Annotated in this window: 16 protein-coding genes; 7 read left to right on the top strand and 9 right to left on the bottom strand. The window is 63.6% G+C overall.

Going from position 1 to position 17,293, the window contains the following annotated elements:
* Positions 1–69: 69 nt before the first annotated feature.
* The 3 genes from choV to E3U47_RS05025 form a co-directional block, all read right to left on the bottom strand.
* Complete coding sequence (choV, locus tag E3U47_RS05035) at positions 70–1,248, bottom strand: choline ABC transporter ATP-binding protein (protein ID WP_134689912.1); 1,179 nt, start codon at positions 1,246–1,248, stop codon at positions 70–72.
* Entirely contained in the window at positions 1,245–2,093 is an 849-nt protein-coding gene (choW, locus tag E3U47_RS05030) for a choline ABC transporter permease subunit (RefSeq protein WP_177414200.1), read from the bottom strand. Before choW ends, choV begins: the two co-directional genes overlap by 4 nt.
* Positions 2,094–2,173: 80 nt before the next feature.
* On the bottom strand, positions 2,174–3,121 hold the full coding sequence (locus tag E3U47_RS05025; protein WP_134689910.1) for a choline ABC transporter substrate-binding protein: 948 nt from the start codon (positions 3,119–3,121) through the stop codon (positions 2,174–2,176).
* A 444-nt stretch (positions 3,122–3,565) separates the two neighbouring features.
* On the opposite strand from E3U47_RS05025, the gene E3U47_RS05020 reads away from it, so the two are divergent.
* Both E3U47_RS05020 and E3U47_RS05015 read left to right on the top strand, forming a co-directional pair.
* Entirely contained in the window at positions 3,566–4,942 is a 1,377-nt protein-coding gene (locus E3U47_RS05020) for an L-serine ammonia-lyase (RefSeq protein ID WP_134689909.1), read from the top strand.
* A gap of 390 nt (positions 4,943–5,332) precedes the next feature.
* Positions 5,333–6,439 (top strand): GlxA family transcriptional regulator, encoded by a 1,107-nt coding sequence (locus tag E3U47_RS05015; protein ID WP_134689908.1) that lies wholly within the window; start codon positions 5,333–5,335, stop codon positions 6,437–6,439.
* Positions 6,440–6,549: 110 nt separating this feature from the next.
* Here the strand turns inward: E3U47_RS05015 and E3U47_RS05010 are convergent, their stop codons facing one another.
* The 5 genes from E3U47_RS05010 to choX form a co-directional block, all read right to left on the bottom strand.
* Positions 6,550–6,807: a hypothetical protein gene (locus tag E3U47_RS05010; RefSeq protein WP_134689907.1), complete on the bottom strand. Its 258-nt coding sequence runs from the start codon at positions 6,805–6,807 to the stop codon at positions 6,550–6,552.
* Between the two features lie 275 nt (positions 6,808–7,082).
* Entirely contained in the window at positions 7,083–7,562 is a 480-nt protein-coding gene (locus E3U47_RS05005; RefSeq protein ID WP_134689906.1) for a thioesterase family protein, read from the bottom strand.
* Positions 7,563–7,573: 11 nt separating this feature from the next.
* A complete protein-coding gene (locus tag E3U47_RS05000; protein WP_134689905.1) occupies positions 7,574–8,539 on the bottom strand; it encodes an L-carnitine dehydrogenase in 966 nt (321 codons plus the stop codon).
* 82 nt (positions 8,540–8,621) lie between these two features.
* Complete coding sequence (locus E3U47_RS04995; RefSeq protein WP_134689904.1) at positions 8,622–9,506, bottom strand: 3-keto-5-aminohexanoate cleavage protein; 885 nt, start codon at positions 9,504–9,506, stop codon at positions 8,622–8,624.
* 56 nt (positions 9,507–9,562) lie between these two features.
* Positions 9,563–10,507 carry a choline ABC transporter substrate-binding protein gene (gene choX, locus E3U47_RS04990; RefSeq protein WP_134689903.1) on the bottom strand — a complete coding sequence of 315 codons (945 nt, stop codon included), beginning with the start codon at positions 10,505–10,507 and terminating at the stop codon, positions 9,563–9,565.
* Positions 10,508–10,665: 158 nt separating this feature from the next.
* Between choX and E3U47_RS04985 the strand changes: the two genes are divergently transcribed.
* Entirely contained in the window at positions 10,666–11,616 is a 951-nt protein-coding gene (locus E3U47_RS04985) for a GlxA family transcriptional regulator (protein WP_134689902.1), read from the top strand.
* 76 nt (positions 11,617–11,692) lie between these two features.
* Entirely contained in the window at positions 11,693–12,781 is a 1,089-nt protein-coding gene (locus E3U47_RS04980) for a metallophosphoesterase (protein WP_134689901.1), read from the top strand.
* A gap of 114 nt (positions 12,782–12,895) precedes the next feature.
* On the opposite strand, the gene E3U47_RS04975 is transcribed toward E3U47_RS04980, so the two are convergent.
* A complete protein-coding gene (locus E3U47_RS04975; protein WP_134689900.1) occupies positions 12,896–13,297 on the bottom strand; it encodes a lysozyme inhibitor LprI family protein in 402 nt (133 codons plus the stop codon).
* 287 nt (positions 13,298–13,584) lie between these two features.
* Between E3U47_RS04975 and E3U47_RS04970 the strand changes: the two genes are divergently transcribed.
* The 3 genes from E3U47_RS04970 (at position 13,585) to dgcA (ending at position 17,247) form a co-directional block, all read left to right on the top strand.
* On the top strand, positions 13,585–14,562 hold the full coding sequence (locus tag E3U47_RS04970; protein WP_134689899.1) for a dipeptidase: 978 nt from the start codon (positions 13,585–13,587) through the stop codon (positions 14,560–14,562).
* Positions 14,563–14,640: 78 nt separating this feature from the next.
* Positions 14,641–15,171, top strand: coding sequence for a DUF5943 domain-containing protein (locus tag E3U47_RS04965; RefSeq protein ID WP_003255698.1), 531 nt, complete (start codon positions 14,641–14,643; stop codon positions 15,169–15,171).
* 15 nt (positions 15,172–15,186) lie between these two features.
* On the top strand, positions 15,187–17,247 hold the full coding sequence (gene dgcA, locus E3U47_RS04960; protein WP_038707195.1) for a dimethylglycine demethylation protein DgcA: 2,061 nt from the start codon (positions 15,187–15,189) through the stop codon (positions 17,245–17,247).
* The last annotated feature ends 46 nt before the right edge of the window (positions 17,248–17,293 follow it).

The raw sequence follows: 17,293 nt of genomic DNA, 5'->3' as shown, positions 1-17,293 counted from the left end.
CAGGGATACGCGTTCCCCTGTAGGAGCGGCCTTGTGTCGCGAAAGGGCCGCAAAGCGGCCCCAACGGCATCACCCGTGATTCTTGCCGAGCAACGCGTGATACAGCTCGGTATCCCCAAGAATCCCCACCACCTTGTCGTTATCCTGCAGCACCAGCTTGTTGCCAGTGTGATAACGAATCTGCAGCGCTTCGCGCATGCCGATATTGGCGTTGACCAGGGTTGGCCGCCGATCGAGCAATTCCACATCCTGCCCCGGTGCCCAGTTTTGCAGGTCCAGGCCGTTCTGGCCCTGACGCGCGCGCTTGATCGAACCGCCTTCGCCCAAGTCCAGCCAGGAATCGATGCCCGGGTCGATGCACACCGAGCCGTTGACCCGCTTGCAGTTGTCCAGGCTGCGCATCAGGCTGCGCCCACACAGCACGTTGAGCGGGTTGGTATGGGCGACGAAGGTGCGCACGTACTCGTCGGCCGGGTTGAGCACGATCTCTTCCGGCTTGCTGTACTGGATGATCCGCCCGTCTTTCATGATGGCGATGCGGCTGCCCAGCTTGAGGGCTTCGTCCAGGTCATGGCTGACGAACACGATGGTCTTGCTGAGCTTGGCCTGCAGGCCAAGCAGCTCATCTTGCAGGCCCTGGCGAATCAGCGGGTCGAGGGCTGAGAAGGGTTCGTCCATCAACAGGATGTCGGCATCCATCGCCAGTGCCCGGGCCAGGCCAACACGCTGCTGCATGCCGCCGGACAGCTCATCCGGCTTTTTATTGCGCCACTGGGTCAGGCCCACCAGTTCGAGCTTCTCGTCGACCAGCTTGCGCCGTTCCTTTTCCGGGCGGCCCTGCATTTCCAGGCCGAAGCTGATGTTCTCGCGCACCGTCAGCCAGGGCATCAGGGCGAACTTCTGGAACACCATGGCGATGCGCTTGGTGCGCATCATCTTCAGCTCCGCCGGGGTGCAGTGGGCGATGTCGATGTGCTTGCCTTCATGCTCGACGAACAGCTTGCCGCGGCTCACGGTGTTGAGGCCGTTGATGCAGCGCAGCAGGCTCGACTTGCCCGAGCCGGACAGGCCCATCAGCACGCAGATCTCGCCTTTCTTGATATCCAGGTTGGCCTTCTCGACGCCGACCACCAGGCCGGTCTGCTTGAGGATCTCTTCGCGAGTCCTGCCCTGGTCGAGCAGCGCCAGCGCTTCGCGCGGCTTGCTGGAGAAAATGACGTCGACGTCTTCGAAACGAATGATGCTCATGCCTCACCCCTTACCGGCAGCTCCGGTTGCTTGCAGATTCGGTCGAGCATGATCGCCAGCAGCACGATGGCCAGGCCTGCCTCGAAGCCCAGGGATATGTCGGCGGTGTTCAGGGCATTGACCACCGGTTTGCCCAGGCCGTCGGCGCCGACCAGGGCGGCGATCACCACCATCGACAACGACAGCATGATGCACTGGGTCACGCCGGCGGCGATGCTCGGCATGGCGTGGGGCAGTTCGATGCGGGTCAGCAACTGGCGGCGCGAGCAGCCGAAGGCCTTGCCGGCGTCCAGCAGCTCCTGCGGCACGTCACAGATACCCAGGTAGGTGAGGCGGATGGGCGCGGCGATGGCGAACACCACGGTGGAGATCAGCCCGGGTACCACGCCCAGGCCGAACAGGGTCAGGGTGGGGATCAGGTAGACGAAGGTGGGCACGGTTTGCATCAGGTCCAATACCGGGCGCATGGCGGTGTAGAACATTGGCTTGTGCGCGGCGGCGATGCCCAGCGGCACGCCGATGACCACGCAGACCACCGTGGCGAAGGTGACCTGCGCCAGGGTTTCCATGGTTTCCTGCCAGTAGCCCAGGTTGAGGATCAGCAGGAACGACAGGGCGACGAAGACGGTAAGCGCCCATTTGCGCTGGATCAGGTGCGCCAGGGCGGCGAACAGGGCGATGAGCACGAACGGGTTGAACCAGGTCAGGGCACTGGTAACGCCATGGATCATGAATTCCAGGCCTTGGGCGATGGCGTCGAAGTAGCTGGCGCCGTTCTGGGTCAACCATTCGACGAATGAGGCGATGTACTGCCCCAGGGGTATTTTCTGATCGATAAGCATGATAGCGAGCTTCCACCTGCAAAGATTGAAATCAGTCCGGGGCGGCACGGTCCCGCCCCGAGATAGCGCTATTGCATAAGTCGTTATTGCGCCAGCTTGGCCTTGGCCGCCTCAAGGCCGGGCTTGCCATCCACGGTGGTCACGCCGGCCAGCCAGGTATCGAGCTTGCCGGGGTTGTCTTTGAGCCACTTCTTCGCGGCCGCCTCGGGTTTCATCTTGTCGTCCAGGACATAGCCCATCATGGTGCTTTCATCCTTGAGCTCGAACGACAGGTTCTTCAACAGCTGGCCAACGTTGCCGCATTCCTGTGCGTAGCCCTTGCGGGTGTTGGTCAGCACGGTGGCCTTGCCGAAGTCGGGACCGAAATAGGCATCTCCACCGGTCAGGTACTGCATCTTGAAGCGGGTGTTCATCGGGTGCGGTTCCCAGCCGAGGAAGACGATCGCGTCTTCACGCTTCTGCGCCCGGTCGACCTGCGCCAGCATGCCCGCCTCGCTGGACTGCACGATCTGGAAGCCGGCGTCCTTCAGGCCGAAGGCGTTGTCGTCGATCATCTTCTGGATGGTGCGGTTGCCATCGTTGCCCGGTTCGATGCCGTAGATCTTGCCCTTGAGCTGCTGCTTGAACTTGGGAATGTCGGCGAAGTCTTTCAGGCCCTTGTCATACAAGGCCTGGGGCACGGCCAGGGTGTACTTGGCGTTTTCCAGGTTGGCGCGCAGGGTCTCGACGGTGCCGGCATCGCGGTACTGCTTGATGTCGTTCTCCATGGTCGGCATCCAGTTGCCGAGAAACACGTCCAGGTCCTTGCCGGTGGCCAGCGACTTGTAGGTCACCGGTACCGAGATCATGGTGGTGTGGGTCTTGTAGCCCAGGGCCTCGAGCACGACGCTGGTGGTCGCGGTGGTCACCGTGATGTCGGTCCAGCCGACATCGGAAAAACGTACCGTCTGGCATTGCTCGGGTTCTGCCGCCTGGGCCAGCAGCGCAGTGGATAGCAACGCAGCCAGCAACAGCGAGGGTGAAGCTTTCATAGGTGGACTCCTGTGATTTTATCTTCGGGTTCGCGAGGGCCGTCGGTGCGTTCTGTGGCGCCGATCGACCAGGCCTGCAGAGGGCAGGATGCGAGGCCGTGCAATACGAGTCGCTTTCGATAATCCTCCAGCGTCGGGCAATCGCCTACTGGTGGCGTCGTATCCAGTACAGGACGGGTCGCATCCAGTACGGACGATGTCGCAACTGGGTTTTTCCACCCCCACCCCTGGGTTTTTGCGGCGTCCGGCCACTGGAAAACGGCGCGCGCAGCAGCGGATCAGCAGCGGCGCTGGTGGACAAAAGTACGTCGGTTGCAGACGGCGAGGGGCTGGGCAAAAGCCCGATGATGCGAGCATTCCGAGGCGGCTCGACGATTCAGCCTAGCAGTTGCGCAAGGTGTCGTATGGCGCGTCCAGACAAGCCCAGCAAGAGGTGATCCGACAATGGCCATCAGCGTGTTCGACCTGTTCAAGATCGGTGTCGGGCCTTCCAGCTCGCACACCGTCGGCCCCATGCGCGCCGGCGCGCTGTTCGTCCAGGGGCTGCGCCAACGCGGCGAGCTGGAGCAGGTGCGGCGCATCGAGGTGCGGCTGTATGGCTCGCTGTCGGCCACCGGCGTCGGCCATGGCACCGACAGCGCCACGATCATGGGCCTGATGGGCGAGTGGCCCGACGCCATCGACCCGGCGCAGATCACCCCACGTATCGCCGACCTGCGCGAAACCAACGTGCTCAAGCTCGACAACCGCCTGCCCATCGACTTTGTCTGGGCCCGCGACATGCTGCTGTTGGACGAGAACCTGCCGTATCACCCCAACGCCATGACCCTGATCGCCCAAGGCCAGGGCGGCGAATTGCACCGCGACACCTACTATTCGGTGGGCGGCGGCTTCGTCGTCGATGCCGCCCAGGCCGCCAGCGGCGTGCTGGATGCCGACCAGACCGTGCTGCCCTACGATTTCAACAGCGCCGCCGAACTACTGCGCTTGTGCAGGCAAAACGACCTGAGCGTGTCGCAATTGATGCTGGCCAACGAAAAGGTCTGGCGCAGCGAAGACGAGATCCGCGCCGGTTTGCTCAAGCTGTGGCAGGCCATGCAGGAATGCGTGAACAACGGCCTCAAGCACGAAGGCATCCTGCCCGGCGGGCTCAATGTGCGGCGCCGCGCCGCCCGCCTGCACCGCAGCCTGCAAGAGCTGGGCAAGCCCAACGTGATCGGCTCGACCATGAGCGCCATGGAGTGGGTCAACCTGTTCGCCCTGGCGGTCAACGAGGAAAACGCCGCCGGTGGGCGCATGGTCACCGCGCCCACCAATGGCGCGGCCGGGATCATCCCGGCGGTGCTGCATTACTACATGCGCTTTTCCGATGCGGTGGACGAGTCCAACGTGGTGGACTTCTTTCTTGGCGCGGCGGCGGTGGGCATCTTGTGCAAGAAGAACGCCTCGATCTCCGGCGCCGAGGTCGGCTGCCAGGGCGAGGTCGGTTCGGCCTGCGCCATGGCCGCCGCCGGCCTGGCCCAGGTGCTCGGGGCTACCCCGGCGCAACTGGAGAACGCCGCCGAGATTGCCCTGGAGCACAATCTTGGCCTCACCTGCGACCCGGTCGGCGGGCTGGTGCAGGTGCCGTGCATCGAGCGCAACGCCATCGCCGCGGTGAAGGCGATCAACGCCGTGCAGATGGCCCTGCGTGGCGACGGCGAGCACTTCATCTCCCTCGACCAGGTGATCCGCACCATGCGCGACACCGGCGCCGACATGCACGACAAGTACAAAGAGACCTCCCGCGGCGGCCTGGCGGTCAGCGTCATCGAGTGTTGATGCGCCGTTCTGGCCCAATCGTGACCGTTGCGCCACATTCTGGCGCAGCGGTGCCGCTGACCGACCGTCGGCTGTCGTTACCAGTAGCGTCGTTGTCGGTGACACTCAAGTCTGTCGCTTCTGGGCAACCTTCCCATAAGTGCTACCGAACTGCTCAGCAGCAAAACGCAGAGGCGCTGGTGCGCTGTTTTGCGTGGCAATACCCACTCGATGAAAAAGGCTCTGGCGGCAACAGGATGAGGTCGTTTTTGGGTTTTTTTGGATGACCGTTCAATTTCAGGCACGGCGTTTGCGTCGAGATTGACAAAGCCCTTGCATCCGAACGGGGGCGCTAACAAGAAACCCGTGCTCGCCTGAAGCACACCCTGCATTGTGTGAGGAGAAATCGCGATGACGTCGTACACCTCCGGGAACCCAGCCCAGAACCGCACAGCACCCCAGTCCATCGGCTTTCTCCTGCTGGACAACTTCACCCTGATTTCCCTGGCCTCGGCGGTCGAGCCGCTGCGCATGGCCAACCAGCTGTCCGGCCGCGAGCTGTACCGCTGGCATACCTTGACCGTCGACGGTGGCCAGGTCTGGGCCAGCGACGGCTTGCAGATCACCCCTGACGCCGCCATGCACAGCGCCCCGCCGATCGACACGGTGATCGTCTGTGGCGGCGTTGGCATCCAGCGCACCGTCACCCGCGAGCATGTCACCTGGCTGCAAGCCCAGGCTCGCCAGTCGCGCCGCCTGGGCGCGGTGTGCACCGGCAGCTGGGCGCTGGCCTGTGCCGGGTTGCTCGACGGCTTCGATTGCAGCGTGCACTGGGAATGCCTGGCGGCGATGCAGGAAGCCTACCCGCGGGTGAATATGAGCACCCGCCTGTTCACCCTCGACCGCAACCGCTTCACCAGCTCCGGCGGCACCGCGCCGCTGGACATGATGCTGCACCTGATCAGCCGTGATCATGGCCGCGAGCTGTCGGCGGCGATCTCCGAGATGTTCGTCTACGAACGCATCCGCAACGAGCAGGACCACCAGCGCGTGCCGCTCAAGCACATGCTCGGCACCAACCAGCCGAAGTTGCAGGAAATCGTCGCGTTGATGGAGGCCAACCTGGAAGAGCCGATCGACCTGGACGAACTGGCGGTGTACGTGTCGGTGTCGCGGCGCCAGCTCGAGCGCCTGTTCCAGAAGTACCTGCACTGCTCGCCGTCGCGCTATTACCTGAAGCTGCGCCTGATCCGCGCGCGGCAACTGCTCAAGCAGACGCCGATGTCGATCATCGAGGTGGCGTCGGTGTGCGGGTTCGTCTCCACGCCGCACTTCTCCAAGTGCTACCGCGAGTACTTCGGCATTCCGCCACGTGATGAGCGGGTGGGCTCGAACACCACCCAGCAAGTGGCGATGATGCCGATTCCCCAGGCCATGGCCTTGTCGCCGCACAGCGGGCCGATGGCGGCGCTGAGCCAGGCGCGCAACGAGTCGACCTTTGCCAGCGTAAGGCTTTAGGTCCATTCGCCGGCAAGGCCGGCTCCTACAGGTATGCGCCGCCCTTTAAACCGACCGGGCAACTGTAGGAGCCGGCCTTGCCGGCGAAAAGGATCAAGAGGGACGAAAGCTCAGGCGCGCCTGTTGAACTGCGCCAGTGCCGGCAGCAACTGCTTGTCGATGGCCTGGCGCACCGCCGGCAGGATCGTCGCGCTACCGGTGTACATCTGCTCCACCATGCCCTTGAGTGCCCGCGCGTTGGGCTCGGTCAGACCCCGCACCACCACCTCGCAGGCCTGCTCGGCACTGGCGCCGGCTGGAATATCGAAACCCCGCGAGCGCAATTGGCCCAGCAGGTCGTCCTGGTCGATCAGATCTGCATGCATCATGGCTGTTGTCCTTCGCTTGTGTTGTTTGCGACCGATTCTGTGACCGCCAGGGACAGACCGGCAAGGGCAGATTGTCACGATGGCCGCTTTGGCTAAGAACAGGTCGTTTACGGCTAAATCGACAGGTGGGGAAGGCCGCACACTGAGGTCATTCACGGCACCGAGGGTTTGGTCACCCTCCTGCGCGCCCAGTGGATGTTGCTCGCTCTTGGCCCCGGATGCTCACGGCTTTCCGGGGTTGTTTTTTGTGGGGGGGAAGCGGCTGGTTCCTACACTTACCTGGGGTGTTCAGGCAGCTGCAAGGTGCGCCCGATGAATTGAGGGGCTGGCAGATCACGCTGATCCTGCGCCAATGCCTGCAGCAATTGCACACTGCTTTCCCCGAACGGCGCCGACCGCGGCCCCGCCAGGTCCACATGCAGCAGCATCTGTTCACTGGCCGCCAATGCCTCGTCGAACCCCTCCCGGTGCAGGCTGTGGTACAGGTGCAGGCGCTTCTTGTCGAAGCCGATGATCTGCGTCTGCACCCATGCCTCGGTATCGAGCTTCACCTCGTGCAGGTAGTTGATATGCGCCTCCAGGGTGAACAGCGAATGCCCGCTCTGGCCTCGCGCATCGGCATCCAGGCCGATGCGCTCCATCAGCGCATCGGTGGCGTAGCTGAAGATCAGCAGGTAGTAGGCGTCGCGCAGGTGGCCGTTGTAGTCGACCCAGTCCGGCAGCACCCGGGTGCGGTAGGTGATCAGTGCGGGCATCGTCGTCTCCTTTAGTCGCCGAAGGCCATGCCATGGCTGGCCTTGCTGGCGCGTACCGCCTCCAGCACCGCCAGCAGGGTGTCGTCACGATAGCGCTCCAGCGCGGCGATGCTGCGCTCGCCCAGTTGCCCGGCGGTTCCTTCGACCACATCGTCGATCAGCTTGTCGGTCAGCTCCGGCGCCGGCAGGTAGGTCCAGGGTAGCTTCAGCGCTGGGCCGAACTGGGCCATGAAGTGACGCATGCCGGCGTCGCCGCCGGCCAGGGTGTAGGTGAGGAAGGTGCCCATGAACGACCAGCGCAAGCCTGCGCCGAAGCGGATTGCATCGTCGATCTCGCCGGTGCTCGCGACCCCGTCGTTGACCAGGTGCAGGGCCTCGCGCCAGAGCGCTTCGAGCAAGCGGTCGGCAATGAAGCCGGGAACTTCCTTGCGCACATGCAGCGGGCGCATGCCCAGGGCGGTGTAGATGGCTTTCGCCGCTTCGATGGCGTCTGGGGCGGTGCGATTACCGCCGACGATCTCCACCAGCGGCAGCAGGTAAACCGGGTTGAACGGGTGGCCGACCACGCAGCGCTCGGGGTGGGTGGCCGACTCGTAGAACTCGCTGGGCAACAGGCCCGAGGTACTGGAGCCGATGATGGCGTTGGGCTTGGCCGCGGCGCTTATCTTCGCGTGCAGGTCGAGCTTGAGGTCCAGGCGTTCGGGTGCGCTTTCCTGGATGAAATCGGCGTCGCGCACGCACTCCTCGATGGTGGCGACGAAGGTCAGGCGCTGCTGCGCGGCGCCGGGCGCCAGGCCCTGTTTCTGCAGGGCTGGCCAGGCGTTGGCGATGCGTTTGCGCAGGGCTGCTTCGGCGCCGGGCGCCGGGTCCCAGGCGATCACGTCCAGGCCGTGGGCCAGGGCGCGAGCGACCCAGCCGCTGCCGATCACGCCGCTACCCAGGGCGGCGAAGGTCTTGATCTCGGTGATGAAAGGCATGTCGAACTCCAGGGCATCTGATTGGGCGGTGGCTGGCACCGGCTTTGCCGGTGTTCGCAGGCTTTGCCGGCTCCTACAGGGGTTAGCGGCGCTTGAGATTCATTTTTTCCCGGCCTTGTGCCGGGCTGAGCACGCGACCACCCATGCGGGTGATGATCTCGGCGGCGCGTTCGACCAGCTGGCCGTTGCTGGCCAGCACGCCGCGGTCCAGGTAGAGGTTGTCTTCCAGCCCCACCCGCACGTTGCCACCGAGCAGCACCGCCTGGGCGGCCATGGGCATCTGCATGCGGCCGATGCCGAAGCCGGCCCAGGTGACGTTGGCTGGCAGGTTGTCGACCATGGCCTTCATGGTGGTGGTGTCGGCCGGGGCGCCCCACGGGATGCCCAGGCACAGCTGGAACAGTGGGTCTTCGAGCAGGCCTTCGTTGATCATCTGCTTGGCGAACCACAGGTGGCCGGTGTCGAAGATCTCCAGCTCCGCCTTCACGCCCAGTTCGGTGATGCGCTTGGCGCCGGCACGCAGCTGCGCCGGGGTGGAGACATAGATGGCGTTGCCGTCGCCGAAGTTGAGGGTGCCACAGTCCAGGGTGCAGATCTCCGGCAGCAGCGCTTCGACATGGGCCAGGCGCTCCAGCGGGCCGATCAGGTCGGTGCCGGCGCCGAACTCCATGGGGGTTTCGCCGGGGCCGATCTCCAAGTCGCCACCCATGCCGGCGGTGAGGTTGACGATGATGTCGACGTCGGCCTCGCGGATGCGCTCCATCACTTCGCGGTAGAGCTTGACGTCGCGGCTGAAACGGCCGGTTTCTGGGTCACGGACGTGGCAGTGGACCACGGTGGCGCCGGCCTTGGCGGCTTCGACGGCGGATTCGGCGATCTGTTTCGGGGTGACCGGGACCAGGTGGCTCTTGGCTACGGTGTCGCCGGCGCCGGTGAGGGCGCAGGTGATGATGACGTCATGGTTCATGGCGGGTTCCTGGTAATGATTTGGGCGATAGATTTTTGTAGGAGCGGGTAGACCTGTCAGTTGGCGGTGAGCTTGAGGTTGTCCGCGGCTGGCTTGCCGTCGAAGGTCGTAACCCCTTCAAGCCAGCGCGCCTGGTCCTCGGGGTGGTCCTTGAGCCACTGGCGGGCGGACTCCAGGGCATCCTTGTGATCGAGCAGCGGCTGCATCATCCGGCTCTCGTCTTCGGCGCTGAAATTCAGGTTGGCCAGCAGGCGGCTGGCATTGGGGCAGCGCTGGGCGTAGTCCGGCGCGGTCACGGTCCACACCGTGGCGCGGCCTTCGTCCGGGCCGAGGGCGTCCTGACTGTCGCCCAGGTAGACCATGTCGATGTTCACGTTCATTGGGTGCGGCGTCCAACCGAAGAACACCACCGCTTCCTGGCGCCGCACCGCGCGATCCACCGCGGCGAGCATGCCGGCCTCGCTGGATTCGACCAGCTGGAACTTGCCCAGGCCGAACTGGTTCTTGGCGATCATCGCCTTGATCTGGGTGTTGGCGCCGGAGCCGGGTTCGATGCCATAGATCTTGCTGCCCAGCTCCTTGGCGAACCTATGGATATCGGCGAAGTTCTTCAGGCCCTTGTCGGCCAGGTACTTCGGCACCGCCAGGGTGGCGCGGGCGTCTTCCAGGCTGGGCTTGTCGAGGACCTTGACCTGCTTGGCCTCGACGAACGGGGTGATGGTCTGGGTCATGATCGGGTTCCAGTACCCAAGGAACAGGTCCAGGCGCTTGTCGCGGATACCAGCGAAGATGATCTGTTGCGAGGCGCTGGTCTGCTTGGTCTGGTAGCCCAGGCCGTCGAGCAGCACCTGGGCCATGGCGCTGGTGGCAATGACGTCGGTCCAGTTGACCACGCCCAGGCGCACATTTTTGCAGGCCGCAGGCTCGGCGGCGAAAAGCGGGGTTGCAGCGATGCTGGTCAGGGCGAGGGTGGTCAGGCTGCGGCGGATCAAGCGATGCATGGTGGCTCTCCATCGGCAGGGCGTTTTTTATTGTGGGTCGGTGCGTTTTTCAAACAGTTGCACCGTGTGAACACGCTACGCTGCCATCAGGGTGGAAAATCGCACCCTGGCGACCAACACTTGTACGCAGGCGACCCTCTTCAGCCGTGGAGCATGCAATGGCGCAATTGATTCATTTCCTGCTGTTGCCCGGCTTTTCGGCAATGGGTTTCATCAGCGCCCTGGAGCCGCTGCGGGTGGCCAACCGTTTCAAGGGCCCTTCGTACCGCTGGCGGGTATTGAGCCTGGATGGCGGCGCGGTATTGGCCAGCAACGGCATGTCGGTGAACGCCGATGCTGCGCTGGGCAGCGGCGAGTCGGGCAGGGTGCTGCTGATCGTCGCCGGCTTCGAGCCGCTGGCCTGCTATGGGCCGCGCTTGCAGCAGGCGCTGCGCCGGCTCGACCATGAAGGGGTGACCCTGGGCGGTATCGATACCGGCCCGGTAGTGCTGGCAGAGGCCGGCCTGCTCGACGGTTACCGCGCGACCTTGCACTGGGAGGCGCTGGATGCGTTCAAGGAGCGCTATCCACGTCTGCAGGTGACCCAGGAGCTGTTCGAGATCGACCGCCGACGCATCACCTGCGCCGGCGGCACCGCCTCGATCGACCTGATGCTCGACCTGATCGCCCAGGCCCATGGCAGCGAGCTGGCGGTACAGGTGTCCGAGCAGTTCGTGCTCGGCCGTATTCGCCCGCGCCAGGACCATCAGCGCATGCAGATCGCCAGCCGTTACCGGATCAGCAACAAGAAGCTGGTGAAGGTGATCGGCGAGATGGAGCGCAACACCGAGCAGCCGCTCAACACCCAGGTACTGGCCGATGCGGTGCAGGTGACCCGGCGCCAGTTGGAGCGGCTGTTTCGCCTGCACCTGGACGACACCCCCACGGGTTTCTACCTGCGTCTGCGCCTGGACAAGGCGCGGCAGTTGTTGCACCAGACCGACATGAGCGTGCTCGAGGTTTCGTTGGCCTGTGGCTTCGAGTCTGCATCGTATTTCACCCGCTGCTATCGAGCACGGTTCGCGCGCTGTCCGCGCCAGGATCGTCAGGCGAGCGCTGCTCGTGAGTAGGATCTGTTTCCCGATTATTGTCGGAGGCATTCGCCTTTAGCGTAGGTAGTCCATTGAACGAACAAGGATTGCCGAGATGTTTCCTGCAACACATACCCCAAAGACCTGGCGCTTGGCCTTGGCATTCGCTTCGCTGCTCGCAGCCGGGCATGCCAATGCGGCGGTGCAGGGCTGCGAAGACACCACGACCGACACCTACCGGGATTATTACCAGCCCGGCTGGAACCGACTGGTGGATTACCCTCAAGGCCGGCAGAAAATGATCATCGCCTCCGACCCGCAGGCGTTTCGCTACATGAGCCAGCGTTTCGACGAGTACCAGGAGGAAATCGGTTCCTCCGGCTGGCACAAGACCGAGCCGGTCTACCAGGCCATCGCCCGCGAGCGTGCCGAGCCCTACCATGTGCCGGTGGTGATCAATGGCGATATCACCGAATTTGGCCATGGCGGCGAGCGCAGCGCGGTGCAGAAGATGTTCCGCAAGATGGCGGCTGGCGTGGGCGGGCCGCTGATGCTGCCTGGATTGGGCAACCATGACTACGACAACAATGTGAATGACTGCGGCAACAACGGTTGCGCCCGCGATGCGGTCTGCGACCAGATTGCCTGGGTCCAGGCCATGGGGCCGGTCAACGCCTTCGATTACCGCTATGAAAACGACACCCATGAGGGATCGCTGTCCTACTCGGTGACCGTCGGGCGCGTGCGTATCATCCAGTTGAACAACGAACCGACCTATGAGCGGCAATGGAGCACCGGGGGCGGTTGGTCATTCAAGCCCAAGCGCCATTTTGTTATCAACCGCTCGCTGGACTGGCTGGAGCGGCAGTTGGAGGAGGCTCAGGCCCAGGGCGAGACGGTGATCGTCAACATGCACATGTCCGAAGACTGGCGGGACAAGAGCATCCGTTACCATGAGTTTCCCAAGTTGCTGGAGAAACATGGCGTGGCAGCGGTGTTCACCGGTCATACCCACTGGAACCTTGGCTTGCACCATGACAGCTTTGGTCGTGTGCCCAACTTCAAGACCGGTGCCTTGAATGCAGGTACTTACCTGCGCCTGACCTTCGATTGGCCAGCGCAGCAGTTGCTGGTGGACGAGGTGAGCATGGACGGGCATTTCGGCAAGACCCATGTGGTCGAGCTGAAATCGGCAGAGGCCTGATTGCTTCCCCTGTAGGAGCCGGCTTGCCGGCGAACACCGGCATGGCCGGTGCCATCCACCACGGCGCTTGGTTCGCCAGCAAGGCTGGCTCCTACGGGAATTTGGCGTGACGCCTTACTGCTGCCCGATCGACTGCAAGTACTCCGAGCGCTCATCGCTACGCTGCGCCAAGCAGGTGTTCCAGGCCGCTTCGAAGGCCTTGCTGCCGGGTTTTTCGGCATAGGTCTCGACCTTGCAGTCGGCATCGCGCAATTGCACCCAAAGCTTTTCCGCCGCGTCCATCTTGGCGCTCAGCGCCGCGGCCTTGTCGCTGTCATCGGCATACTGGTCGCGGATACGCTGGATCAGGTCGTCGTAGGCTGCCTTCAGCTCGCGCTCGGCGGTCTGCTTGTTGTAGGCGGCGCACGCGTAGCCCTGCTGGTCGGTCTCGACGTTGTCGCAGGGCGTGCTGTCTTCCTCGGCGGCGTGGGCGCCGCCGGCCAGGGCCAACAAGACCAGCCATGCCATTGATTTCATCCGTTTTCTCCTGATCAGGCTGACGAACCCGCTGGGATTCTCGCTCAGCCTCGGCCTTGGCGATAGCTCCCTGGCGAAAAGTTCATCAAAGCCTTACAGCACCAGCAGACGAGACTTACTCTCATCTGCCCGAGGCGGGCCAGAGCCTGCCGTGGCGGCCCTTGACGCTTTCGGCAAACCCCCTGTCGTTTTTGCATCGGGGCGCCTCGGGCGGCAGGCATATGCTGGCCCCAAAGCGCCGGCACAAGGTTCGGCGCGGGCAAACTTCAATAAAAGGGGACAGCCTGATGAGCCCAGCCGAACTTCATGCCGACAGCATCGTCATCGACGGCCTGATCATTGCCAAATGGAACCGCGAGCTGTTCGAGGACATGCGCAAAGGCGGGCTGACCGCGGCCAACTGCACGGTGTCGGTGTGGGAGGGCTTCAAGGCCACCGTCGACAACATCGCTTCCAGCCAGAAGCTGATCCGCGAAAACAGCGACCTGGTGATGCCGGTGCGCACCACCGCCGACATCCGCAAGGCCAAGGAACTGGGCAAGACCGGCATCCTCTTCGGCTTCCAGAACGCCCATGCGTTCGAAGACCAGATCGCCTACGTCGACGTGTTCAAGCAACTGGGCGTGGGTATCGTGCAGATGTGCTACAACACCCAGAACCTGGTCGGCACCGGTTGCTACGAGCGTGACGGCGGCCTGTCGGGCTTCGGTCGCGAGATCGTCGCCGAGATGAACCGCGTGGGCATCATGTGCGACCTGTCCCATGTGGGCTCCAAGACTTCCGAAGAAGTCATCCTCGAATCGAAGAAGCCGGTGTGCTATTCCCACTGCCTGCCGTTCGGGCTCAAAGAGCACCCGCGCAACAAGTCCGACGCAGAGCTGAAGTTCATCGCCGACCACGGCGGCTTCGTCGGCGTGACCATGTTCGCGCCGTTCCTGGCCAAGGGCATCGACTCGACCATCGACGACTACGCCGAGGCCATCGAGTACACCATGAACATCGTCGGTGAAGACGCCATCGGTATCGGTACCGACTTCACCCAGGGCCACGGCCAGGACTTCTTCGAGTACCTGACCCACGACAAGGGCTACGCCCGGCGCCTGACCAACTTCGGCAAGATCATCAACCCGCTGGGCATCCGCACCGTCGGCGAGTTCCCCAACCTCACCGAGACCTTGCTCAAGCGTGGCCACAGCGAGCGCGTGGTGCGCAAGATCATGGGCGAAAACTGGGTCAACGTCCTAAAGGATGTGTGGGGCGAATAAAGCCGCACTCCGAGCCTGAAAGCCCCTGCCAGCAACGCCGGGGCACACCAATAAAAATTTGTATGGAGTTGAGTTTCCATGGCCAAGATCGCCCCGCAATTGCCAATCGAAGTCGACAGCGAGACCGGTGTCTGGACCAGCGACGCCTTGCCGATGCTTTACGTGCCACGGCATTTTTTCGTCAACAACCACATGGGCATCGAGGAAGTGCTGGGCGCCGACGCCTATGCCGAGATCCTCTACAAGGCCGGCTACAAGTCCGCCTGGCACTGGTGCGAGAAAGAGGCCGAGTGCCATGGCCTCGAAGGCGTGGCGGTATTCGAGCATTACATGAAGCGCCTGAGCCAGCGTGGCTGGGGCCTGTTCGAGATCCAGGACATCGACCTGGACAAAGGCACCTGCAGCGTCAAGCTCAAGCACTCGGCGTTCGTGTATGTGTACGGCAAGTGCGGGCGCAAGGTCGACTACATGTTCACCGGCTGGTTCGCCGGCGCCATGGACCAGATCCTCGCCGCTCGCGGCAGCAAGATCCGCACCGTGGCCGAGCAGGTCTACGGCGGGTCGGAAGAAGGCCACGAAGATGGCCTGTTCGTTACAAAGCCGTTGTAAGCCGGAGATAGCGTCATGGCCTTCGAAGCAATGTTCCAGCCGATCCAGATCGGCAAGTTGACCATCCGCAATCGCGTGCTCAGCACCGCGCACGCCGAGGTGTATGCCACCGACGGCGGCATGACCACCGACCGCTATGTGAAGTACTACGAAGAGAAGGCCAAGGGCGGCATCGGCCTGGCGATCTGCGGTGGTTCGTCGGTGGTGGCCATCGACAGCCCGCAGGAGTGGTGGGCCTCGGTCAACCTGTCCACCGACCGCATCATCCCGCACTTCCAGAACCTCGCCGACGCCATGCACAAGCATGGCGCCAAGATCATGATCCAGATTACCCACATGGGCCGGCGCTCGCGTTGGGACGGCTTCAACTGGCCCACGCTGATGTCGCCGTCGGGCATCCGTGAACCGGTGCACCGCGCCACCTGCAAGACCATCGAGGTGGAAGAGATCTGGCGGGTGATCGGCAACTACGCGCAAGCGGCGCGGCGTGCCAAGGAAGGCGGCCTGGACGGCGTCGAGCTGTCGGCGGTGCACCAGCACATGATCGACCAGTTCTGGAGCCCCAGGGTCAACAAGCGTACCGACGAATGGGGCGGCACCTTCGAAGGCCGCATGAAGTTCGGCCTGGAAGTGCTCAAGGCCGTGCGCAAGGAAGTCGGCGACGACTTCTGCGTGGGCATGCGCATCTGCGGCGACGAATTCCACCCCGATGGCCTCAGCCACGAGGACATGAAGCAGATCGCGGCCTACTACGACGCTACCGGCATGCTCGATTTCATCGGCGTGGTCGGCTCGGGCTGCGACACCCACAACACCCTGGCCAACGTCATCCCCAACATGAGCTACCCGCCGGAGCCGTTCCTGCACCTGGCGGCCGGCATCAAGGAAGTGGTCAAGGTACCGGTGCTGCACGCGCAGAACATCAAGGACCCGAACCAGGCCACGCGCATTCTCGAAGGCGGCTACGTGGACATGGTCGGCATGACCCGCGCGCACATGGCCGACCCGCACCTGATCGCCAAGATCAAGATGGGCCAGATCGACCAGATCAAGCAGTGCGTCGGTGCCAACTACTGCATCGACCGCCAGTACCAGGGCCTGGATGTGCTGTGCATCCAGAACGCCGCCACCTCCCGTGAATACCTGGGCGTGCCGCACATCATCGAGAAGACCACCGGGGTCAAGCGCAAGGTGGTGGTGGTTGGCGCAGGCCCCGCTGGCATGGAAGCGGCCCGCGTGGCAGCCGAACGTGGCCATGACGTGACCCTGTTCGAGAAGAAAGAGCAGATCGGCGGGCAGATCACCATCGCCGCCAAGGCCCCGCAGCGTGACCAGATTGCCGGTATCACCCGCTGGTACCAGCTGGAGCTGGCACGCCTGAAGGTCGACCTGCGCCTGGGCACCGCCGCTGATGTGGCGACCATCCAGGACCTGCGCCCGGATGTGATCGTGCTGGCTGTGGGCGGGCACTCGTTCCTTGAACAGAACGAGCACTGGGGCGCTGCCGAAGGCCTGGTGGTCAGCAGCTGGGACGTGCTCGACGGCAAGGTCGCCCCAGGCAAGAACGTGCTGGTGTACGACACCATCTGCGAGTTCACCGGCATGTCGGTGGCCGACTTCATTGCCGACAAGGGCAGCCAGGTCGAGATCGTCACCGACGACATCAAGCCGGGCGTGGCCATGGGCGGCACCACCTTCCCGACCTACTACCGCAGCATGTATCCGAAAGAAGTGATCATGACCGGCGACATGATGCTGGAGAAGGTCTACCGCGAAGGCGACAAGCTGGTGGCGGTGCTCGAGAACGAGTACACCGGCGCCAAGGAAGAACGGGTGGTCGACCAGGTGGTGGTGGAGAACGGTGTGCGTCCCGACGAGCAGTTGTACTACGCGCTCAAGGACGGTTCGCGCAACAAGGGCCAGATCGACGTGGAGGCGCTGTTCGCCATCAAGCCGCAGCCGATCCTCAGCCAGCCGGGCGAGGGTTACCTGCTGTACCGCATCGGCGACTGCGTGGCCCAGCGCAACGTGCATGCGGCGATCTATGACGCCTTGCGCCTGTGCAAGGATTTCTGATCGCACCGCCTCGCTAGAGGCGGGACTGGCCCCCCTGTAGGAGCGG

Source organism: Pseudomonas sp. RIT623 (assembly GCF_004519305.1).
GTDB lineage: Bacteria > Pseudomonadota > Gammaproteobacteria > Pseudomonadales > Pseudomonadaceae > Aquipseudomonas.
Note: the sequence above shows the minus strand (reverse complement) of the source record. Positions and strands in the feature narration are given on the sequence as shown.

Excerpts from the sequence above, each read along its gene's own strand:
- E3U47_RS04965 (WP_003255698.1), top strand. The coding sequence starts at position 14,641 with ATGGCCAAGATCGCCCCGCAATTGCCAATCGAAGTCGACAGCGAGACC.
- E3U47_RS04980 (WP_134689901.1), top strand. The coding sequence starts at position 11,693 with ATGTTTCCTGCAACACATACCCCAAAGACCTGGCGCTTGGCCTTGGCA.
- E3U47_RS05000 (WP_134689905.1), bottom strand. The coding sequence starts at position 8,539 with ATGCCTTTCATCACCGAGATCAAGACCTTCGCCGCCCTGGGTAGCGGC.
- E3U47_RS04975 (WP_134689900.1), bottom strand. The coding sequence starts at position 13,297 with ATGAAATCAATGGCATGGCTGGTCTTGTTGGCCCTGGCCGGCGGCGCC.
- E3U47_RS05015 (WP_134689908.1), top strand. The coding sequence starts at position 5,333 with ATGACGTCGTACACCTCCGGGAACCCAGCCCAGAACCGCACAGCACCC.
- choX (WP_134689903.1), bottom strand. The coding sequence starts at position 10,507 with ATGCATCGCTTGATCCGCCGCAGCCTGACCACCCTCGCCCTGACCAGC.
- E3U47_RS05020 (WP_134689909.1), top strand. The coding sequence starts at position 3,566 with ATGGCCATCAGCGTGTTCGACCTGTTCAAGATCGGTGTCGGGCCTTCC.
- E3U47_RS05005 (WP_134689906.1), bottom strand. The coding sequence starts at position 7,562 with ATGCCCGCACTGATCACCTACCGCACCCGGGTGCTGCCGGACTGGGTC.
- E3U47_RS04970 (WP_134689899.1), top strand. The coding sequence starts at position 13,585 with ATGAGCCCAGCCGAACTTCATGCCGACAGCATCGTCATCGACGGCCTG.
- E3U47_RS04995 (WP_134689904.1), bottom strand. The coding sequence starts at position 9,506 with ATGAACCATGACGTCATCATCACCTGCGCCCTCACCGGCGCCGGCGAC.
- choV (WP_134689912.1), bottom strand. The coding sequence starts at position 1,248 with ATGAGCATCATTCGTTTCGAAGACGTCGACGTCATTTTCTCCAGCAAG.
- E3U47_RS05025 (WP_134689910.1), bottom strand. The coding sequence starts at position 3,121 with ATGAAAGCTTCACCCTCGCTGTTGCTGGCTGCGTTGCTATCCACTGCG.
- dgcA (WP_038707195.1), top strand. The coding sequence starts at position 15,187 with ATGGCCTTCGAAGCAATGTTCCAGCCGATCCAGATCGGCAAGTTGACC.
- E3U47_RS05010 (WP_134689907.1), bottom strand. The coding sequence starts at position 6,807 with ATGATGCATGCAGATCTGATCGACCAGGACGACCTGCTGGGCCAATTG.
- E3U47_RS04985 (WP_134689902.1), top strand. The coding sequence starts at position 10,666 with ATGGCGCAATTGATTCATTTCCTGCTGTTGCCCGGCTTTTCGGCAATG.